The 19226-nt window shown below is 71.0% G+C and carries 17 protein-coding genes; 13 read left to right on the plus strand and 4 right to left on the minus strand.

Going from position 1 to position 19226, the window contains the following annotated elements; all coding sequences use genetic code 11:
- Positions 1-85: 85 nt before the first annotated feature.
- From AB0J46_RS34510 to AB0J46_RS34520, 3 genes are all read left to right on the plus strand, one after another.
- Entirely contained in the window at positions 86-679 is a 594-nt protein-coding gene (locus AB0J46_RS34510) for an HAD-IIIA family hydrolase (RefSeq protein ID WP_364338284.1), read from the plus strand.
- Entirely contained in the window at positions 676-1596 is a 921-nt protein-coding gene (locus tag AB0J46_RS34515; protein ID WP_364338285.1) for a glycosyltransferase, read from the plus strand. The genes AB0J46_RS34510 and AB0J46_RS34515 overlap by 4 nt, the downstream gene beginning before the upstream one ends.
- A 75-nt stretch (positions 1597-1671) precedes the next feature.
- On the plus strand, positions 1672-1956 hold the full coding sequence (locus AB0J46_RS34520) for a WhiB family transcriptional regulator (protein WP_357977583.1): 285 nt from the start codon (positions 1672-1674) through the stop codon (positions 1954-1956).
- Here AB0J46_RS34520 and AB0J46_RS34525 read toward each other — a convergent pair.
- The gene (locus AB0J46_RS34525; RefSeq protein WP_364338286.1) at positions 1892-2377 is read right to left on the minus strand and encodes a peptide deformylase; all 486 of its coding nucleotides are present in this window, start codon (positions 2375-2377) and stop codon (positions 1892-1894) included. The genes AB0J46_RS34520 and AB0J46_RS34525 overlap by 65 nt on opposite strands.
- Positions 2378-2604: 227 nt before the next feature.
- Here AB0J46_RS34525 and AB0J46_RS34530 point away from each other — a divergent pair, with 227 nt between their 5' ends.
- Both AB0J46_RS34530 and AB0J46_RS34535 read left to right on the plus strand, forming a co-directional pair.
- A complete protein-coding gene (locus AB0J46_RS34530) occupies positions 2605-3852 on the plus strand; it encodes a uroporphyrinogen-III synthase (protein WP_364338287.1) in 1248 nt (415 codons plus the stop codon).
- A 185-nt stretch (positions 3853-4037) separates the two neighbouring features.
- Positions 4038-4787 carry a CbiX/SirB N-terminal domain-containing protein gene (locus AB0J46_RS34535; protein WP_364338288.1) on the plus strand — a complete coding sequence of 250 codons (750 nt, stop codon included), beginning with the start codon at positions 4038-4040 and terminating at the stop codon, positions 4785-4787.
- A gap of 388 nt (positions 4788-5175) precedes the next feature.
- On the opposite strand, the gene AB0J46_RS34540 is transcribed toward AB0J46_RS34535, so the two are convergent.
- Positions 5176-6030 carry a PAC2 family protein gene (locus AB0J46_RS34540; RefSeq protein ID WP_352325653.1) on the minus strand — a complete coding sequence of 285 codons (855 nt, stop codon included), beginning with the start codon at positions 6028-6030 and terminating at the stop codon, positions 5176-5178.
- A 306-nt stretch (positions 6031-6336) separates the two neighbouring features.
- Between AB0J46_RS34540 and metH the strand changes: the two genes are divergently transcribed.
- The 8 genes from metH (at position 6337) to AB0J46_RS34580 (ending at position 17283) form a co-directional block, all read left to right on the plus strand.
- Positions 6337-9801, plus strand: coding sequence for a methionine synthase (metH, locus tag AB0J46_RS34545; RefSeq protein WP_364338289.1), 3465 nt, complete (start codon positions 6337-6339; stop codon positions 9799-9801).
- 21 nt (positions 9802-9822) lie between these two features.
- On the plus strand, positions 9823-10464 hold the full coding sequence (locus tag AB0J46_RS34550) for an HAD family phosphatase (RefSeq protein ID WP_364338290.1): 642 nt from the start codon (positions 9823-9825) through the stop codon (positions 10462-10464).
- Between the two features lie 85 nt (positions 10465-10549).
- The gene (locus AB0J46_RS34555) at positions 10550-11014 is read left to right on the plus strand and encodes a cellulose synthase (protein WP_364338291.1); all 465 of its coding nucleotides are present in this window, start codon (positions 10550-10552) and stop codon (positions 11012-11014) included.
- A 274-nt stretch (positions 11015-11288) separates the two neighbouring features.
- Positions 11289-12287: an ABC transporter permease gene (locus AB0J46_RS34560; RefSeq protein ID WP_352364026.1), complete on the plus strand. Its 999-nt coding sequence runs from the start codon at positions 11289-11291 to the stop codon at positions 12285-12287.
- A 63-nt stretch (positions 12288-12350) separates the two neighbouring features.
- Positions 12351-14120, plus strand: coding sequence for an ABC transporter substrate-binding protein (locus AB0J46_RS34565; protein WP_364338292.1), 1770 nt, complete (start codon positions 12351-12353; stop codon positions 14118-14120).
- Positions 14121-14213: 93 nt separating this feature from the next.
- Positions 14214-15227 (plus strand): ABC transporter permease, encoded by a 1014-nt coding sequence (locus AB0J46_RS34570; protein WP_352364030.1) that lies wholly within the window; start codon positions 14214-14216, stop codon positions 15225-15227.
- A complete protein-coding gene (locus AB0J46_RS34575; protein ID WP_358298997.1) occupies positions 15224-16252 on the plus strand; it encodes an ABC transporter ATP-binding protein in 1029 nt (342 codons plus the stop codon). Before AB0J46_RS34570 ends, AB0J46_RS34575 begins: the two co-directional genes overlap by 4 nt.
- A complete protein-coding gene (locus AB0J46_RS34580; RefSeq protein WP_364338293.1) occupies positions 16249-17283 on the plus strand; it encodes a dipeptide ABC transporter ATP-binding protein in 1035 nt (344 codons plus the stop codon). The genes AB0J46_RS34575 and AB0J46_RS34580 overlap by 4 nt, the downstream gene beginning before the upstream one ends.
- A gap of 79 nt (positions 17284-17362) precedes the next feature.
- Here the strand turns inward: AB0J46_RS34580 and AB0J46_RS34585 are convergent, their stop codons facing one another.
- Together AB0J46_RS34585 and AB0J46_RS34590 are read right to left on the minus strand one after the other, a co-directional pair.
- A complete protein-coding gene (locus AB0J46_RS34585; RefSeq protein WP_358298999.1) occupies positions 17363-18046 on the minus strand; it encodes a response regulator transcription factor in 684 nt (227 codons plus the stop codon).
- The gene (locus AB0J46_RS34590; RefSeq protein ID WP_364338294.1) at positions 18043-19218 is read right to left on the minus strand and encodes a sensor histidine kinase; all 1176 of its coding nucleotides are present in this window, start codon (positions 19216-19218) and stop codon (positions 18043-18045) included. The genes AB0J46_RS34585 and AB0J46_RS34590 overlap by 4 nt, the downstream gene beginning before the upstream one ends.
- Between the last annotated feature and the right edge of the window lie 8 nt (positions 19219-19226).

Below are 19226 nucleotides of genomic sequence, written 5' to 3' on the forward strand. Positions count from 1 at the left end.
TAACCGCCCGGGATTGGTCACTCTGAGTAGTTGTTTGCCGGGTGGTGGCCCGGGTAGCTGCCGGGCCACGCGACGGAGGTGAGAGGTGTTCGAAAAGCGACGTCCCGGGGCCGTCCTCTTCGACCGGGACGGAACCTTGATCAAAGACGTGCCGTACAACGGCGACCCGCGCCTCGTCGAGCCCATGCCGGGAGCGGTCGAGGCGCTCGGCAGGCTCCGCCGGGCCGACGTGCCCGTCGCGGTGGTCACCAACCAGTCCGGCGTGGCCAAGGGCCTGCTCTCGCCGGACGAGATGGACCAGGTGAACGCCAGGGTGGAGGAGCTGCTCGGGCCGTTCGACGCGTGGGCCATCTGCGTGCACGACGACGCCGACGGCTGCACCTGCCGCAAACCGGCGCCGGGGCTGGTGATCAGGGCGGCCGCCGTCCTCGACGTCAGCCCGCGCGACTGCGTGGTGGTCGGCGACATCGGCCGGGACATGGAGGCGGCCAGGGCCGCGGGGGCCCGGGGCATCCTCGTCCCGACCAGGCAGACGCTGGAGGAGGAGATCGAGCAGGCGGCCGAGGTCGCCGACGATCTCACCGACGTCGTCGACCGGGTGCTCAGCGCGCCCGAGATGCCCGTGGCGGCGGCCTCGGCCGCGCCCTGGGCCCGGGCCATGGGCTGGAGCCGCTGGTGAGGATCCTCATCTGGCACGTCCACGGCTCGTGGACCAGCGCCTTCGTCAGCGGCGGCCACGACTACGTGCTGCCGCTCGTTCCCGGCCGCGGTCCCGACGGCCGGGGGCGCGCCGCCACCTACGACTGGCCGGACAACGTCCGCGAGGTGGCCTACGACCGGCTCCGCGACGAGCCGATCGACGTGGTCGTCCACCAGCGGCCGCACGAGATCGACCTGGCCCGCGAGTGGCTCGGCCGCGCGGCGCCCGGCGTGTACGTCGAGCACAACACCCCGGCCGGCGACGTCCCGCGGACCAGGCACCCGCTGTCCGGCCAGAGTGACATCACGATCGTCCATGTGACCCACTTCAACGAGCTGTTCTGGGACAACGGCCGGGCCCCCACCCGCGTGATCGAGCACGGCGTCCCCGACCCGGGCCACCTGTACACCGGCGAGCTGGCCAGGGCCGGCGTCGTGGTCAACGAGCCGGTACGCCGCACCAGGGTCGCCGGCACCGACCTGCTGCCGCGCTTCGCCGAGCGCGTCCCGCTGGACGTGTTCGGCATGAAGGTGGACGGCCTGCCGTACGGCACCTACGAGGACCTGCCGCAGCACGTCATGCACGCCGCCCTGGCCCGCAGACGCGCCTACCTGCACCCCTACCGCTGGACGTCGCTGGGCCTGGCCCTCATCGAGGCCATGACCCTGGGCATGCCCGTCGTGGCGCTGGCCACCACCGAGGCCGTCGAGGCGGTGCCGCAGGAGGCCGGGGTGATCTCCACCAGGGTGGACGTGCTGGCCGACGCCCTGCACGCCTTCGTCACCGACCCCGAGCGGGCCGCCCAGGCCGGCAAGGCCGCGCGGGCCGCCGCCCTGGCCCGCTACGGCCTGCCCAGGTTCCTGCGGGACTGGGACCGGCTGCTGGCCGAGATCTGAGCCGGGATCCGAGCCGCGATTCGAGCCGGGATCTGACAGGTATGACGCGGGAAGGCATGGGTAGGCGCGATGGGCATGATGATGCTCAACTGGTCACGCAGGGCAGCCTGCCTGGAACTGGACCCCGAACTGTTCTTCCCGATCTCGCTCGAAGGCCCCGGCCGCTCGCAGGTCGAGAAGGCCAAGACCATCTGCGGCCGGTGCCCCGTGCGCCGGCCCTGCCTGCAGTACGCGCTGGACACCCGGCAGGCGCACGGCGTGTGGGGCGGCACCGACCCCGAACAGCGGCGTGAGCTCAGCTCGCCGGCAGTGCCTCGGCAAGAAAGCGTTCCCGCTCCTCAGCTTCGAGGTGGTCGCTGAACAGCACCCCGTCGAGATGATCGGCCTCGTGTTGCAGCACCCTCGCCAGCACGCCCAGCGCCCGTAGCGTCACCGGCTTGCCGAACATGTCGCGGCCGCGCGCCGTGACCATGTAGGAGCGTTCCAGCGGACGCCAGAGGCCCGGCGCCGACAGGCACGCCTCGTCGGCGGTGATCCGCCGCTCCGACAGCTCCAGCCGCGGGTTGACCAGATGACCGGAACGGCCGTCGTAGGAGTAGACGAGCACCCGCACCGGCTCGCCGATCTGCGGGGCCGACAGGCCCGCCCGGCCCGTGCCCGCCCGCAGGGTGAGCGTCAGCGACTTCACCAGGCGCCGCAGCTCCCGGTCGAAGTCGTGCACCGGCTCCGCCACCACGCGGAGCACCGGATCGTCGAACACGCGAATAGGCCGGACCGTCACCCGCAACTCCCCGAAACGCCGCGATCGTCATGCGGAACGGTTCCCGTCGCCGGATCCCCTCAACCCCGAAGGCCGGGCCTTGTAGCACAGCGGTAACAGCGGAGACCCAAGGGTGAAACCACCCGAAAGCAGGATCGGAGGGTGATCTCACTTGCGTCGCCCGCGCCTGTGACGCCCGGCCGGGCGCTCGCGGCCCGGCCCGGCCCCGCCTGCCCGGAGGTGCCGGCATGACCGCCCCTTCCGAAGGGTCTCCCGACACGGCGCCCGACGCGCCGGCCGGGTTCGCCCATGGGTCTCCCGAGACGGCGCCTGACGCGCTGGCCGGGTTCGCCCATGGGTCTCCCGAGACGGCGCCCGACGCGCTGGCCGGGTTCACCATCGGGGTGACCGCCACGCGGCGGCGGGAGGAGTTCGCCGCGCTGCTGGCGCGGCGCGGCGCCCGCGTCGTCAGCGCGCCCGCCATCCGCCTGGTGCCCCTGGCCGAGGACGCCGACCTGCTCGCCGCCACCCGGCTCACCCTCCAGGCCCCCCTGGACGACGTGGTCGTCACCACCGGCGTCGGCTTCCGCGGCTGGATGGCCGCCGCCGAGGGCTGGGGCCTGTCCGCCGACCTCGGCGACCACCTCGGCCGGGCCCGCCTGCTCACCCGCGGCCCCAAGGCCAGGGGAGCCGTAAGGGCCGCCGGGCTGACCGACCACTGGACGCCCGTCACCGAGTCCTGCGACGAGGTCAAAGAGCACTTGCTCGCCCAGGACCTGCGCGGCCGGCGCATCGCGGTCCAGCAGCACGGCGAGCCGCTCACCGCCTTCGTGGCCGACCTGCGCGCGGCCGGGGCCGAGGTGATCGAGATCCCGGTCTACCGGTGGCTGCCCTGCCGCGACGGCTCGCCCCTGCGCCGCCTGATCAGCCAGGCCGTCTCCGGCGCGGTGGACGCGGTGGCCTTCACCAGCGCGCCCGCCGTCCACGCCATGCTCGGCGCGGCCCGCTCCGACGGGCTGGAGGACGCGCTGCTGGCCGCGTTCGGCGGGCCCGTCGTGGCCGCCTGCGTGGGGCCCGTGACGGCCGAGCCGCTGACCTCGCGCGGCGTACGCGTCCTGCGGCCCGACCGGTCCCGTCTCGGCGCCCTGGCCCGCGCGCTGGCCAGGCACCTGCCCGAGCACGGCGTCACCCGGCTGGTCGCGGGCGGGCACCGGCTGGAGGTGCGCGGCCACGCCGTCGTCGTGGACGGCGACCTGCGTCCGCTGCCGCCCGCGCCGATGGCGGTGCTCAAACGCCTGGCCGACAAGCCGGGCCACGTCGTCTCCCGCGCCGACCTGCGCACGGTGCTGCCGGGCAGCGCGGCCCGGGACTCGGCCGAGCACGCGGTGGAGATGGCCGTCACCCGGCTGCGCCGGGCCCTGGGGCCGGGCGGCATCGTCGAGACGGTCGTCAAACGCGGCTACCGCCTGGCCTGCCCCCACCAGCCCATCCCATGACCCCCCACCAGCCCCCTGCCCCCGGCCCGACGCCGGCCGGCGGACCCCCTCTCATGCGTGCCCCGGCCTTCGTACGTGCACCGGTCCTCGTGCCTGCACCCGATGTCCCGGGAGCGTGCGATGTCGTGCGTGCACCCGTACACGTGCGTGCGCCTGCTCTCGTACGTGCGCCCGCTCTGGTGGGTGTGTCCCCTCTGGTGAGTGGGGCCGCGCTGGAGGACGGGGCGCTGCCCACGTTGGTGCTGGCCGCGCACGGCACGCGGAGTGCGGCGGGGGAGCGGGCGCTGGCCGCGCTGGCCCGTTCGGTCCGCAGGGCCCGGCCGGGGTGCCGGGTCGAGCCGAGTTTCCTGGAGATCAGCGCGCCGCTGCTCGCCGACGTGCTGCCGGCCGTGCCCGGGCCGGTGGTGGTCGTGCCGTTGCTGCTGGCCGGGGGCTACCACGTGCACGTCGACCTGCCCGAGGTGGTCGCCGCCCGCCGTCCGGACGCGCTGGTGGCCGACCGGCTCGGACCGCACGCCCTGCTGACCTCGGCGCTCGTCCGCACGCTGGCCCAGGCGGGGCTGCGCGCCGACGACACGGTGATCCTGGGCGCGGCGGGCTCGTCCGACCCCGCCGGGCTCGCCGACGTGCGCGCCGCGGCCCGGCGGCTCTCGGTACGCCTGTCGCGGCCGGTCACGGCGGCCTTCGCCGCCTCGGGGACGCCGTCGCTGCCGGATGCGGTGGACCAGGCGCGCAGGACGTCCCGTGGCCGGGTGGTGGTGGCTTCGTACGTGCTGGCCCCCGGCTTCTTCCACGACCGGCTGACCGCCTCGGACGCCGACCTGGTCACCGCCCCACTCGCCCCGGACCCCGCCGTGACCGCCCTGATCTGGCACCGCTACGACCAGTCCCTCACACACCGACACCCGCACCCGACCCCCGCCGCCCGGACGTAACCCCCGCCCTCACATCCCCCGAAATCCGGCCACGCGCGCCAGCGGCCGGGGATGGAGGATCGTGCCGTGAGACTGTTCCGGGAGCAGGCCGTCAGGTGTGACGGCGTGAGACGAGATAGGCCCCGGAGCCAGCGGCCAGGGGTGGGGCGCCCTGGGCCCGGATGGGGCCCCGAGTCAACTGTCGGGTGGGATAGCCCGAGTCGGGATGGGGTGGGGGCCCCGGAGCCAGCGGCAGGGGTGGAGCGCCCTGGCCCGGGATGGGGCCCGGAGGCAAGGCAGCCGTCGGGTGGGATGGGGGCGGGGTCCCGGAATCAGCCGTCGGTGTGGTGGCCTGGGCTGGGGTGAGCCCAGGAGTCGGTCAACGGGTGTGGTGGTCTGAGCCTTGGGGTCAGCTGTCGGTGTCGCGGTCGCGGCGGCGCAGGTAGCGCTCGAACTCGGCGGCGATCGCGTCGCCGCTCGCCTCCGGCAGCTCGGCCGCGTCCTTGCGCTCCTCCAGCTCCTTGACGTATTCGGCCACCTCGCTGTCCTGCGAGGCCAGCTCGTCGACGCCGCGCTCCCAGGCGCGCGCCTCCTCGTCGAGGTCGCCGAGCGGCATCGGGATCTCCAGCACGTCCTCCATGCGGCGCAGCAGCGCGAGCGTGGCCTTCGGGTTGGGCGGCTGGGCGACGTAGTGGGGGACCGAGGCCCACAGCGAGATCGCGTCGAGCCCGGCCTCGCCGAAGGCGTGCTGGAGCACGCCCACGATGCCGGTGGGGCCCTCGTAGCGGCTGAGCTCCAGGTTGGTCGAACGGGCCAGCGCCTCGTCGGTGGCCCCGCCCAGGATCGGCACAGGACGGGTGTGCGGCGAGTCGTTGAGCAGCGCGCCCAGCATGACCGCCAGCTCGACGCCCAGCTCGCGGCAGACCTGGATGATGTCGGCGCAGAACGAGCGCCAGCGCATGTTGGGCTCGATGCCGCGCAGCAGCACGACGTCGCGCTCGCTGCCCGGCGGACGGGCGTGGAACAGCCGCGTCGTCGGCCACACGATGGACCGGGTCAGCCCGTCGCCCATCTCCACCACGGGACGGGTGACCTGGAAGTCGTAGTAGTCGTCGGGGTCGAGCGCGATCAGCGGCTCGGCCTTCCAGGACGACTCGAGATGGGCGATCACACCGCTGGAAGCCTCGCCCGCGTCGTTCCACCCCTCGAACGCGGCAATGAGCACCGGGTCGACGAGCTCGGGGAGCCCTTCGAGCTCGATCACGTGTCGCCTCCTCTCTCCCTCATCGCGCTAAGCCTATGCGGTAAGCAGGCGTCGGCGTCACCGATCTCCCCGCGAACGCTCCGAGCCACCGGCCCACCCCTTTCGCCCAGCCCACCACGCGACTATCCCCCGTCCCACGGCGCTCACCCCTCCCTTTCGTTCGCCCCTAGCGGATCACCCCGAACGGGGACGGACCGCCCCCGGGACGACGCCACGGGAGCCGGACGGGCCCACCGGTATTGGACGCTGCGTCAATTGACAGGCGGAAGAATAAGCGGTCGGGACTCAGCCGATAAGCTCTACGGCATGAGCATCTCCCCGTCCTTCCGAGAAGTGTTGTCCCAGCGCGTGATCGTGGCCGACGGGGCTATGGGCACGATGCTCCAGGCGCAGGACCCGACGCTCGACGACTTCGAGGGGCACGAGGGCTGCAACGAGGTCCTCAACGTCACCCGTCCCGACATCGTCCAGGGCGTGCACGACGCGTACTTCGCCGTCGGCGTCGACTGCGTCGAGACCAACACCTTCGGCGCCAACCTGGCCGCGCTGGGCGAGTACGACATCGGCGAGCGCGTCTTCGAGTACTCCGAGGCCGGCGCCCGCATCGCCCGCGAGCGGGCCGACCACTGGTCCACCCCCGAGCAGCCGCGCTTCGTCCTCGGCTCGATGGGGCCCGGCACCAAGCTGCCGACGCTGGGCCACCTGCCCTACCGGAGCCTGCGCGACGCCTACCGCGACAACGCGGCCGGCCTGATCGCGGGCGGCGCCGACGCGCTCATCATCGAGACCTGCCAGGACCTGCTCCAGGTCAAGGCCGCCGTCATCGGCGCCAAGCGGGCCGTCGAGGCGGCCGGCCGGGACGTCCCGATCATCGCCCAGGTGACGATCGAGACCAACGGCGCGATGCTGCTCGGCTCGGAGATCGGCGCCGCGCTCACCGCGATCGAGCCGCTCGGCGTCGACATCGTCGGGCTCAACTGCGCGACCGGCCCGGCCGAGATGAGCGAGCACCTGCGCTACCTCGCCCGCCACTCCCGGCTCAAGCTGTCCTGCATGCCCAACGCCGGCCTGCCGGTGCTCACCTCCGACGGCGCGTACTACCCGCTGTCGGCGCAGGAGCTGGCCGACGCGCACGAGACCTTCGCCCGCGACTACGGCCTGTCGCTGGTCGGCGGCTGCTGCGGCACCACCCCCGAGCACCTGCGCCAGGTGGTCGAGCGGGTGCGCGGCAAGGAGCCGGTCGCGCGCCGCCCCCACCCCGAGCCCGGCGCCTCCTCCCTCTACCAGACGGTCCCCTTCCGCCAGGACACCTCCTACCTGGCCATCGGCGAGCGCTGCAACACCAACGGCTCCAAGGCCTTCCGCGAGGCGATGCTGGAGGGCCGCTGGGACGACTGCGTGGAGACCGCCCGCGACCAGGCCCGTGACGGCGCCCACATGCTCGACCTGTGCGTCGACTACGTCGGCCGCGACGGCGTGGCCGACATGAAGGAGCTGGCCTTCCGCTTCGCCACCGCCTCCACGTTGCCGATCATGCTCGACTCCACCGAGCCCGCCGTGCTCCAGGCGGGCCTGGAGATGCTCGGCGGCCGGGCGGCCGTCAACTCCGTCAACTACGAGGACGGCGACGGCCCCGACTCCCGCTTCCAGAAGATCATGCGCCTGGTGCGCGAGCACGGCGCGGCCGTCGTCGCGCTGACCATCGACGAGGAGGGCCAGGCCCGCACCGCCGACTGGAAGGTGCGCGTGGCCTCCCGCCTCATCGAGGACCTGACCGGCAACTGGGGCATGCGCGTCGAGGACATCATCGTCGACTGCCTGACCTTCCCCATCGCGACGGGCCAGGAGGAGACCAGGCGCGACGGCCTGGAGACCATCGAGGCCATCCGCGAGCTCAAGCGCCGCTACCCGGGCGTGCAGACCACGCTGGGGCTGTCCAACATCAGCTTCGGCCTCAACCCGGCCGCCCGCATGGTGCTCAACTCGGTGTTCCTCAACGAGTGCGTCAACGCCGGCCTCGACTCCGCCATCGTGCACGCCTCCAAGATCCTGCCGATGGCCCGCATCCCCGACGAGCAGCGCCAGGTCGCGCTCGACATGGTCTACGACCGCCGCCGCGAGGGCTACGACCCGCTGCAGCGCTTCATGGACCTGTTCGAGGGCGTCGACGCCGCGGCCATGCGCGCCGGCAAGGCCGAGGAGCTGGCCGCGCTGCCGCTGTGGGAGCGGCTCAAGCGGCGCATCATCGACGGCGAGCGCAAGGGCCTGGAGGCCGACCTCGACGACGCGCTCACCCAGCGGCCCGCGCTGGAGATCATCAACGAGGTGCTGCTCGACGGCATGAAGACGGTCGGCGAGCTGTTCGGCTCCGGCCAGATGCAGCTGCCGTTCGTGCTGCAGTCGGCCGAGGTGATGAAGGCCGCGGTGGCCTACCTGGAGCCGCACATGGACCGCCTCGAGGGCGAGACCAAGGGCCGCATCGTGCTGGCCACGGTCAAGGGCGACGTGCACGACATCGGCAAGAACCTGGTGGACATCATCCTGTCCAACAACGGCTACCAGGTGGTCAACCTCGGCATCAAGCAGCCGGTCTCGGCCATCCTGGAGGCCGCCGACGAGCAGAAGGCCGACGTGATCGGCATGTCCGGGCTGCTGGTGAAGTCGACGGTCATCATGAAGGAGAACCTGGAGGAGATGAACTCCAGGGGCCTGTCGGAGAAGTACCCGGTGCTGCTCGGCGGCGCCGCGCTCACCCGCGCCTACGTCGAGCAGGACCTCGCCGAGCTGTTCGAGGGCGAGGTGCGCTACGCCCGCGACGCGTTCGAGGGCCTGCGGCTGATGGACTCGTTCATGGCCGTCAAGCGCGGGGTCGAGGGCGCCACGCTGCCGCCGCTGCGCGAGCGTCGGGTCAAGACCGGCGCGGTGCTGCAGCGCACCCCGGTGGAGGAGCTGCCCGCCCGCTCCGACGTGGCCGCCGACAACCCGGTGCCCACGCCGCCCTTCCACGGCGACCGCGTGGTCAAGGGCATCTCGCTGGCCGAGTACTCCGCCTTCCTCGACGAGCGCGCGCTGTTCCTGGGCCAGTGGGGCCTCAAGCCCACCAGGGGCGGCGACGGGCCCGGCTACGAGGAGCTGGTCGAGACCGAGGGCCGGCCCAGGCTGCGCATGTGGCTGGAGCGCATGCAGACCGAGGGCCTGCTGGAGGCGGCCGTCGTCTACGGCTACTTCCCGTGCGTCAGCGACGGCGACTCGCTGATCATCCTGGGCGACGACGGCAACGAGCGCACCCGCTTCACCTTCCCGCGCCAGCGCCGCGACCGGCACCTGTGCCTGGCCGACTTCTTCCGGAGCAAGGACTCCGGCGAGGTCGACGTCGTCGGCTTCCAGGTGGCCACCATGGGGGCCAAGATCTCCCAGGCCACCGCCGAGCTGTTCGCCAAGGACGCCTACCGCGACTACCTGGAGCTGCACGGCCTGTCGGTGCAGCTCACCGAGGCGCTGGCCGAGTACTGGCACGCCCGGGTGCGCGCGGAGTGGGGCATCGGCGGCCAGGAGACCCTCGACGACATGCTCAAGGTCAACATCCAGGGCTGCCGCTACTCCTTCGGCTACCCGGCCTGCCCCAACCTGGAGGACCAGCAGCAGCTGTTCGAGCTGCTCGACCCGGGGCGCATCGGCGTCAGCCTGTCGGAGGAGTTCCAGCTCCACCCCGAGCAGGCCACCTCGGCGCTGGTCGCGCACCACCCCGAGGCCAAGTACTTCAACGTCTAGTTCGTCATCGGGGGAAAGCACGTGGAAGCGGTCTTCTTCGACATGGACGGCCTGCTCGTCGACAGCGAGAAGGTCTGGCTGGAGATCGAGACCAGGGTGATGGCCAGGCTCGGCGCCGAGTGGACGCCGCAGCACCAGGCCCACCTGGTCGGCGGGTCCATGGAGCGCACGCTCGACTACATGCTCGCCGTCTCCGGGGCCGACGTGCCGGCGCCGACGGTGCAGGAGTGGATGGTCTCCGGCATGGTCGAGCGCCTGGCCGAGGGCGTCGCCGTCATGCCGGGGGCCGCGGAGCTGCTGGAGGCGCTGCGCGACGAGGGGGTGCCGGTCGGCCTGGTCACCTCGTCGATGAAGGAGATCGCCGACGCCGTGCTGAAGGGCTTCGGCGAAGACCGCTTCGACGTCGTCGTCACCGCCGCCGACGTCGAGCGGACCAAGCCCGACCCCGAGCCCTACCTCAAGGCCGCCGGGCTGCTCGGCGTCGAGCCGGTGCGCTGCGTGGTGCTGGAGGACTCACCCAACGGCGTGGCGGCCGCCACGGCGGCCGGCTGCGCCGTCGTGGCGGTCCCCAACCTGCTGCCCGTCGAGCCGGCCCCCGGCCGTCTGGTGGTCTCCTCGCTGGCCGGCGTCGGCGTCGCCGATCTGCGCGCGCTGATCCCCTAGGGGGCGTCTGGTCCTCGCGGAGGAGAGGCCCCCGGCGTTTCGCGTGCCAGGATGGAAGGCGTAGTCGAGACGAGGGGCGGCCGTAATGTTCAATCAGATCGCCTGGTTGCCGCTGTGCGCCGGGGTGACGGCGGTAGGGCTGGTGCTGAGCTTCCTGGCCTTCAGGCGCCGGGGCGCGGCCGCGGGGATGAGGCTGGCGGCCTGGTCCTTGCTGCCGGTGGCGGCCTACCTGACCGGCGCGCTCAGCGCGCTGTGGACGATCGGGGCGACCGCGGTGGGGTTCGTCACCGGGCTGGTGCTCAACCCGATGGTGTGGGCCGGTGTGGCCGTGGCGGGCCTGGCCGCCGTGCTGTTCGTGGTCTCCGGGGTGATGCGCGGCCGCAGGCTGTCCTTGGGGCGCAAGAAGAAGGCCGCTCCCGAGCCGGGAGGGAAGCCGCCCGTTCAGCCCGTAGCGAACAAGCCCCAGCCGTCGGTGGCCGCGAAGACCCCCAAGGCCGACGATGACTTCGCCGATATCGAAGCGCTTCTGAAGCGCCGCGGCATCAGCTGATTTCGGACGGAAACGGTCGTGGATCGGCACTGTCACAGTTCCGAGACCCAACCGGGACGGGCCGTAGACATTCACATCAAGATCGATACGAATAAGTTTCGCGTCAATCACAGTTGAGCCACATCGAGCGCTGAGGGACTGGTCATACCAGCTCAGGCCATAGATTCTGCCTCCTGGGGCCGCGACTCTGCGGACTCGCCTTGCACGGGCGCACTACCCTGACCGGGTCGCGCCGACACGGACGACGTCGTCTGGAATCCAGGGGGCCACTGGCATGACCGCACCGCTCGATGTTCCTGACTCGGCCGTCGAGGCCGGGCCGGAGACCGTTCTTGAGGGGGCGGAGTCTTCAGTCATCCGGGGGCGTTCCCTCGGGCAGATCGCCTGGATGCGCCTCAAGCGCGACCGCATCGCGATGATCGGCGGCATCGTCATCGTCCTGCTGATCCTCGTGGCGATCTTCGCGCCGCTGCTGGTGTCGTGGTTCGGTCACGACCCGGCCGAATGGCACCGGGAGAAGATCGACCCGGCGATCCAGGCTCCGATCGGCGCCTTCGGCGGCATGAGCTGGGACTTCCTGTTCGGTGTCGAGCCCACCACGGGCCGCGACCTGTTCAGCCGAATCCTGTACGGCGCCCGCATCTCGCTGCTGATCGCGTTCTTCGCGACGCTGCTGTGCGTGGTGATCGGCACCGTGCTCGGGATGATCGCCGGCTTCTTCGGCGGCTGGGTCGACACCATCATCTCCCGCCTCATGGACATCTTCCTCGCCTTCCCGCTGCTGGTGTTCGCGCTGGCGCTGGCCGGCGTCATCCCCGACAAGGCGTTCGGCATGTCGGGCGACACCCTCAGGATCAGCCTGCTGGTGTTCATCATCGGCTTCTTCAACTGGCCCTACATCGGGCGCATCATCCGGGGCCAGACGCTCTCCCTGCGCGAGCGGGAGTTCGTCGACGCCTCCAGAAGCCTGGGCGCGCGCAGCCACACGATCCTGTTCAAGGAGATCCTGCCCAACCTGCTCGCGCCGATCCTCGTGTACTCGACGCTGCTGATCCCGTCGAACATCCTGTTCGAGGCCGCACTCTCCTTCCTCGGCGTGGGCGTGCGGCCGCCGACCCCCACGTGGGGAGGCATGCTGGCTGAGGCGGTCCACAACTACGACGTGGCGCCCAACTTCATGATCTTCCCCGGCCTCGCGATCTTCATCACCGTGCTGGCGTTCAACCTGCTCGGTGACGGCCTCAGGGACGCCTTCGATCCCAAGGCCCGATAAGGCCTCGTGAGTAGTTATCCGCAAGTTCTCTCAACTCCTAGATTCAAGGGGTGTGTCAGGTCGATGAAGATGAGATCTAAGGCGTCGGCGATCGCGGTGACCGCCGCTCTCGCCGTGGTCGTCTCCGCGTGCGGTGGCGGCGGCGGTGGCAGCAAGAACACCAGCGGCTCGGGCAGCGACGACAAGCCGTCCAGCCAGTACAACGCGGGCGTGACGTCGATCATCAACCCGTCGGACAAGGTCGGCGGCACCCTCCACATGGGTATGCCGGGCGACTTCGACTCGGTTGACCCGGGCGACATGTACTACGGCTACGCCTGGAACTTCGCCCGCCTCTACACGCGCGCGCTGACCATGTTCAAGCCGGTCCCCGGCGAGGAGGGCCTGCAGCTCGTCGGCGACCTGGCCGAGGGGCTGGGCACGCCGAGCGACGGCGGCAAGACCTGGACGTACAAGCTGCGCAAGGGCGTCAAGTTCGAGGACGGCACCCCGGTGACCTCGAAGGACGTCAAGTACGGCGTGGCGCGCTCGCTGGACAAGGACATCCTGCCCAGCGGCCCGACGTACTTCAACGACTGGCTCGACGTCGGCAGCTACACCGGCCCGTACAAGATGAAGGGCAAGCTCGACGACTTCAAGGCGATCGAGACCCCCGACGACCAGACCATCGTCTTCCACCTGAAGAAGGCGTACGGCGGTTTCGACTACTTCGCCATGCTCCCGCAGACGGCCCCCGTGCCCGAGGCCAAGGACACCGGCTCGAAGTACAAGGAGCACCCGGTCGCGACCGGCCCGTACATGTTCAAGTCGCACGAGCTCACCAAGCGCATCGAGCTCGTCAAGAACCCGAACTGGGACGCGGCGACCGACCCCAACCGCAAGCAGCTCAACGACTCGATCGAGGTGCTGCTGGGCCAGAACGAGGACGACCTCGACCAGCGCCTGCTGTCCGGCAAGATCGACGTCAAGGTCAACAGCACCGGCGTGGCGGCCAACGCCCGCAAGACGGTCCTGACCGACGAGAAGGTCAAGCAGTACGCCGACTCGGCCCCGATCGACCGCACCTGGTTCACCAACATCAACGGTGACGTGCCGCCGTTCGACAACATCCACTGCCGCAAGGCCGTGCTGTACGCGACGGACCGCTCGGCCATCCAGGGTGCCTACGGCGGCCCGGACGCCGGTGGCGACGTGGCCCTCAGCCTCATGCCGGCCAAGATGACCGGTTACGAGAAGATCGACCCCTACGGCGTCGAGGCCAACCCGACCGGTGACCTCACCAAGGCCAAGGAAGAACTGGCGGCCTGCGGCCAGCCCAACGGCTTCAGCACCACCATCTCCTTCCGCAACGAGCGCTCGGCCGAGAAGCAGACCGCCGAGTCGCTGCAGCAGTCGCTCGGCCGCGTGGGCATCAAGCTGGAGCTCAAGGGCTTCCCGCAGGGTGACTACTTCAAGCTCTACGCCGGCAAGCCCGACTTCGCCAAGAAGAACGGCCTGGGCCTCATGGTCTACGGCTGGGGCGCCGACTACCCCGAGGGCTTCGGCTTCTTCCAGCAGATCGTCGACAGCCGGGTCATCCGTCCCGCCGGTAACACCAACCTCGGCGTGAAGGACCCCAAGATCGACGCGCTGATCGACCAGGCCGCGGGCGAGACCGACGCGACCAAGCGCAACGCCATCTGGGCCGCCGTCGACAAGCAGGTCATGGAGTCGGCGTACATCCTCCCCTACGTCTGGGCGCACGGCCTGTTCTACCGGCCGCCGCAGCTGAAGAACGCCTTCGTCTCCCAGAACTGGGGCATGTACGAGTTCCTCACGATGAGCACCCAGTAGCAACGGCGCTAACTGCCGGAACGTCACGTACCGAAAGCAGGTGAAGGCTTCGGCGGCCGGGCCCACAAGGCCCGGCCGCCATGGCCGAGATCAGTGTTCACATACATTCTCAGACGGTTGATAGCGGCCGTCATGCTGCTCTTCGTGGTGAGCATCGCGACGTTCGCCATCTTCTTCCTCGTGCCTCGGCTCGCTGGGATGTCCGCTGACGACCTGGCCTCCCGGTACGTGGGCAAGGCGGCCAACGCCGAGGTGATCCACGACACGGCTGTGCGCCTCGGCTTCTACGACCCGATCCTGGTCCAGTACGGGCGTTTCGTGCAGGGCATCTTCGTCGGCGTCGACCGCAACTACGGCCCCGGCATCGAGCACTGCCCGGCGCCCTGCTTCGGCTACAGCTACGTCAGCCAGAACCCGGTCCTGCCCGACCTGCTCAACCGCCTGCCGATCACCTTGTCACTGGCACTCGGCGCGGCCGTGGTGTGGGTCATCTTCGGCGTGGCCACCGGCGTGCTGTCGGCGCTGCGCCGCGGCAGCTTCTTCGACCGCCTGTCCATGGGCATCGCCCTGGCCGGCGTCTCGCTGCCGATCTTCTTCACCGGCATCGTCTCCCTGGCCATCTTCCGCGACCAGCTCGGCCTGGTCGGCGACGTGGCCGACTGGGTGCCGATCAGCGAAGACCCGCTCACCTGGGCCAACAACCTCATGCTGCCCTGGGTGACGCTCGCCTTCCTGTACGCCGCCGGCTACGCCCGCCTCACCCGCGCGGGCATGCTGGAGACCATGTCGGAGGACTACATCCGCACGGCCAGGGCCAAGGGCCTGCCCGAGCGGAAGGTGGTGCTCAAACACGGGCTGCGGGCCACGCTCACCCCCGTGGTCACCATGTTCGGCCTCGACCTGGGGCTGCTGCTCGGCGGCGCCGTCCTGACCGAGAGCACCTTCTCGCTGCCCGGCATCGGCAAGTACGCCGTCGACGCCATCAGCAACAACGACCTTCCCCAGGTGATGGGCGTCACGATCGTCGCGGCGGCCTTCATCATCCTGGCCAACCTGATCGTCGACCTGCTCTACGCGGTCGTTGACCCGAGAGTGAGGCTGGCGTGAGTCCCTTCCTCGACGTCAAGGACCTGAAGATCCACTTCCCGACCGACGACGGCCTGGTCCGATCCGTCGACGGGCTGACCTTCAGCCTCGAACGCGGCAAGACCCTCGGCATCGTCGGCGAGTCCGGCTCGGGCAAGTCGGTGACCAGCCTCGGCATCCTCGGCCTGCACAAGGGCAAGGGCGCCAACGTCTCGGGCGAGATCTGGCTCGACGGCGAGGAGCTCGTGGGCGCCTCGCAGGAGCACGTGCGCGGGCTGCGCGGCAAGAAGATGGCGATGATCTTCCAGGATCCGCTGTCGGCGATGCACCCCTTCTACACGGTCGGCGACCAGATCGTCGAGGCGTACCGGATCCACCACAAGGTCACCAAGGCCGTCGCCAAGAAGCACGCCGTGGACATGCTGGGCCGCGTGGGCATCCCCGAGCCTCAGCGCCGCGTCGACTCCTACCCGCACGAGTTCTCCGGCGGCATGCGCCAGCGCGCGATGATCGCCATGGCGCTGTCGTGCGACCCCGAACTGCTCATCGCCGACGAGCCGACCACCGCGCTCGACGTGACCGTGCAGGCCCAGATCCTCGACCTCATGGTCGACCTGCAGCGCGAGTTCAACTCCGCGCTGATCATCATCACCCACGACCTGGGCGTGGTGGCCGAGCTGTCCGACGACATCCTGGTCATGTACGGCGGCAAGTGCATCGAGTACGGCACCGCCGACGACATCTTCTACCGTCCCGAGCACCCCTACACATGGGGTCTACTGGGATCGATGCCCCGCCTCGACCGGGAGCCCACCGAACGGCTGCTGCCGATCAAGGGCTCGCCGCCGTCCCTGATCAACGTGCCTTCGGGCTGCGCCTTCCACCCCCGCTGCCCCTACGCCGAGCGCACCGGGGGCAAGTCCAGCAGTGAGGTGCCCGGCCTGATCGAGACCGAGGGCGGCCACCTGGTGCGCTGCCACATGAGCAGGACGGAGCGGCGGGAGCTGTGGGAGAACGAGATCAAGCCAGTGCTGGAGAGCCAGTGAGCGAGACGGTGACCGCGAACGAGCCGCTTCTTTCCGTCCAAGGGCTGGAGAAGCACTTCCCGGTGACGAAGGGCCTGCTCAAGCGGCAGGTCGGCGCCGTCAAGGCGGTCGACGGGGTCAGCTTCGACGTCTACAAGGGCGAGACGCTCGGCCTGGTGGGGGAGTCCGGCTGCGGCAAGTCCACCACCGGCCGCCTGGTCACCAGGCTCCTTGAGCCGACCGGCGGCAAGGTCGTCTTCGAGGGCCAGGACATCACGCACATGGGGCAGGGCAGGCTCAGGCCGCTCCGCCGCGACATGCAGATGATCTTCCAGGACCCGTTCTCGTCCCTGAACCCCCGCCACACCGTCGGCACCATCGTCGGCGCGCCGTTCCGCATCCAGGGCGTGCAGACCGAGAACGGCGTCAAGAAGGCGGTCCAGGACATCCTCGCCCTAGTCGGGCTCAACCCCGAGCACTACAACCGCTACCCGCACGAGTTCTCCGGCGGCCAGCGGCAGCGCATCGGCATCGCCCGCACGCTCGCGCTCAAGCCCAAGCTCATCATCGCCGACGAGCCGGTCTCCGCGCTCGACGTGTCCATCCAGGCCCAGGTCGTCAACCTGCTGGAGGACCTGCAGAACGAGCTCGACCTGACCTACGTCGTGATCGCCCACGACCTGTCGGTGGTGCGCCACATCAGCGACCGGGTCGCGGTCATGTACCTGGGCAAGATCGTCGAGATCGCCGACCGCAAGAGCCTCTACAGCTCGCCGATGCACCCCTACACCAACGCCCTGCTGTCGGCCGTGCCCGTGCCCGACCCCAAGGCGCGCAAGGAACGCGAGCGCATCAGGCTCACCGGCGACGTGCCGAGCCCGCTCAACCCGCCGCCCGCCTGCCGCTTCCACACCCGCTGCTGGAAGGCGCAGGATATCTGCAAGACGGTCGAGCCGCCCCTGGAGGAGCTGGCCGGCGGCCACCGCGTGGCCTGCCACTTCCCGGAGAACGCGCCCGCCGCCGCGGCGACCGCCGCGGCGACTCAGGCCTGAGCCGGGCCTGAGCCGGGCTCGACCGGCCCCGATCGGGGCCTGACCTTGCGGCCGCCGCCCTCCTGCCGGGGCGGCGGCCTCAGGACGTCGCGCCGGGCGTGATCAGCCCGGTCTCGTACGCCAGCACCACGGCCTGCACCCGGTCGCGCAGCCCGAGCTTGGTCAGCACGTTGCCCACGTGCGTCTTGACCGTCGTCTCGCTCACCACGAGCTTGGCCGCGATCTCCGCGTTGGACATGCCCTTGGCGATCAGCCGCAGCACCTCCAGCTCCCGCTCGGTCAGCCGGTCGAGGCGGGCCGGCGTGGCCTGCTCGTAGGCCGAGGGCAGCCGCTTGGAGAACCGGTCGAGCAGCCGCCTGGTCACGCTCGGCGCCACGATCGCGTCGCCCGCCGCCACCACCCGGATCGCCTGCACCAGCTCGTCGGGCGGCACGTCCTTCAGCAGGAAGCCCGACGCGCCCGACCGCAGCGCCTCCACGATGTACTCGTCGAGGTCGAACGTGGTCAGCACCAGCACCTTCGGCACGTGCGCCGTGGGCGCGGCCTCCCGCACGATCCGGCGGGTCGCCTCGATGCCGTCGACGCCCGGCATGCGGATGTCCATGAGCACCACGTCGGGCAGCAGCGCCCTGGTCTGCTCCATCGCGTCTTTACCGTCGCCGGCCTGGCCGACCACCGTGATGTCGGACTCGGCCTCCAAGATCAGGCGAAATCCCGTGCGCAGCAGCGGCTGGTCGTCCACCAGCAGCACTCTGATCGTCATTGGCCGTCCTTCAACGGGAACCTCGCCCGCACCTCGAAACCGCCCCCCGGTCGCGGACCGATGTTCAGAATTCCACCATAGAGTGCGACCCGCTCGCGAATGCCGACCAGGCCGTGGCCCGTCCGGTCGGCCGCCGGAGCGGTGCCCCTGCCGTCGTCCTCGACGCGTACGTCAAGGCCCGAGGGGGCGTGCGAGACGGTGACCACCGCCTCGGCCCCGGCCCCCGCGTGCCGCAGGCTGTTCGTCAGCCCCTCCTGGACCAGCCGGTAGGCGGCCAGGTCGACCCCCGCGGGCAGCGGCCGCGGCTCGCCCTCCACGCGCAGCCGCGTGGGCAGCCCCGCCTCGCGCATCTGCTCCACCAGCCCGGGCAGGTCGCCCACGCCCGGCTGCGGCCCCAGCTCGGCCCGCGCGTCGGTACGCAGCACGCCCACGATGTTGCGCATCTCGGACATGGCCAGCCGCCCGGTGTTCTCGATCGCCGACAACGCCTCCCGCGCCAGGTCGGGATCGGCGGCCAGCACCCGCCGCGCCGCGGCCGCCTGCACCGTCATCACGCTCACGTGGTGGGCCACCACGTCGTGCAGCTCACGGGCGATGCGCGAGCGCTCCTCGGCCCGCGCGGCCCGCGTGTCGGCCGCGTGGGCCCGCTCCAGCCGGGCCGCCCGGTCGCGCAGCTCCTCCAGGTACGCCCGCCGCAGCCGCAGGCTCCTGCCCGCCCCCCAGACCGCCAGCAGCACCAGGACCGCCACCACGTGCCCGCTCGGGCCCGGCGGCGTGACCGGCCCGGCGACAGCCCCCACCGCGTACGTCAGCAGCGAGACCAGCAGCCCGCCCAGCGCCACCGCCAGCCCCCGGTTGGAGGCCACCGAGTACACCAGCACCAGGCTGGACACCCCCGACGCGCCGGTGCCGTAACCCAGCGCGGTCAGCGCCGTCTCGGGGATCAGGCCGGCGCACAGCGCCGCCAGCGGCCAGCGCCTGCGCACCGCGATGGGCGCGGCGGCCAGCACCAGCAGCGTCGCCCCGAGCCCGTCGGGCGCGCGCATGCTCACCGTCGTCAGCTCCGCCGGCTCCAGGCGCTCGGGCCCGTAGAGGAGGAAGAGCGTCACCGAGGCCGCGGCCACCACCACGGCCAGGACCGTGTCGTGGAACAGGGGTCGGTCGATCCGCACCGCTTCAC

The organism is Nonomuraea sp. NPDC049758 (assembly GCF_040674635.1).
Classification (GTDB): domain Bacteria; phylum Actinomycetota; class Actinomycetes; order Streptosporangiales; family Streptosporangiaceae; genus Nonomuraea.

Bases quoted from the DNA above. Each gene is read 5' to 3' on its own strand.
- AB0J46_RS34565 (WP_364338292.1), top strand. From the start codon at position 12,351: ATGAAGATGAGATCTAAGGCGTCGGCGATCGCGGTGACCGCCGCTCTC.
- metH (WP_364338289.1), top strand. From the start codon at position 6,337: ATGAGCATCTCCCCGTCCTTCCGAGAAGTGTTGTCCCAGCGCGTGATC.
- AB0J46_RS34560 (WP_352364026.1), top strand. From the start codon at position 11,289: ATGACCGCACCGCTCGATGTTCCTGACTCGGCCGTCGAGGCCGGGCCG.
- AB0J46_RS34530 (WP_364338287.1), top strand. From the start codon at position 2,605: ATGACCGCCCCTTCCGAAGGGTCTCCCGACACGGCGCCCGACGCGCCG.
- AB0J46_RS34520 (WP_357977583.1), top strand. From the start codon at position 1,672: ATGATGATGCTCAACTGGTCACGCAGGGCAGCCTGCCTGGAACTGGAC.
- AB0J46_RS34585 (WP_358298999.1), bottom strand. From the start codon at position 18,046: ATGACGATCAGAGTGCTGCTGGTGGACGACCAGCCGCTGCTGCGCACG.
- AB0J46_RS34555 (WP_364338291.1), top strand. From the start codon at position 10,550: ATGTTCAATCAGATCGCCTGGTTGCCGCTGTGCGCCGGGGTGACGGCG.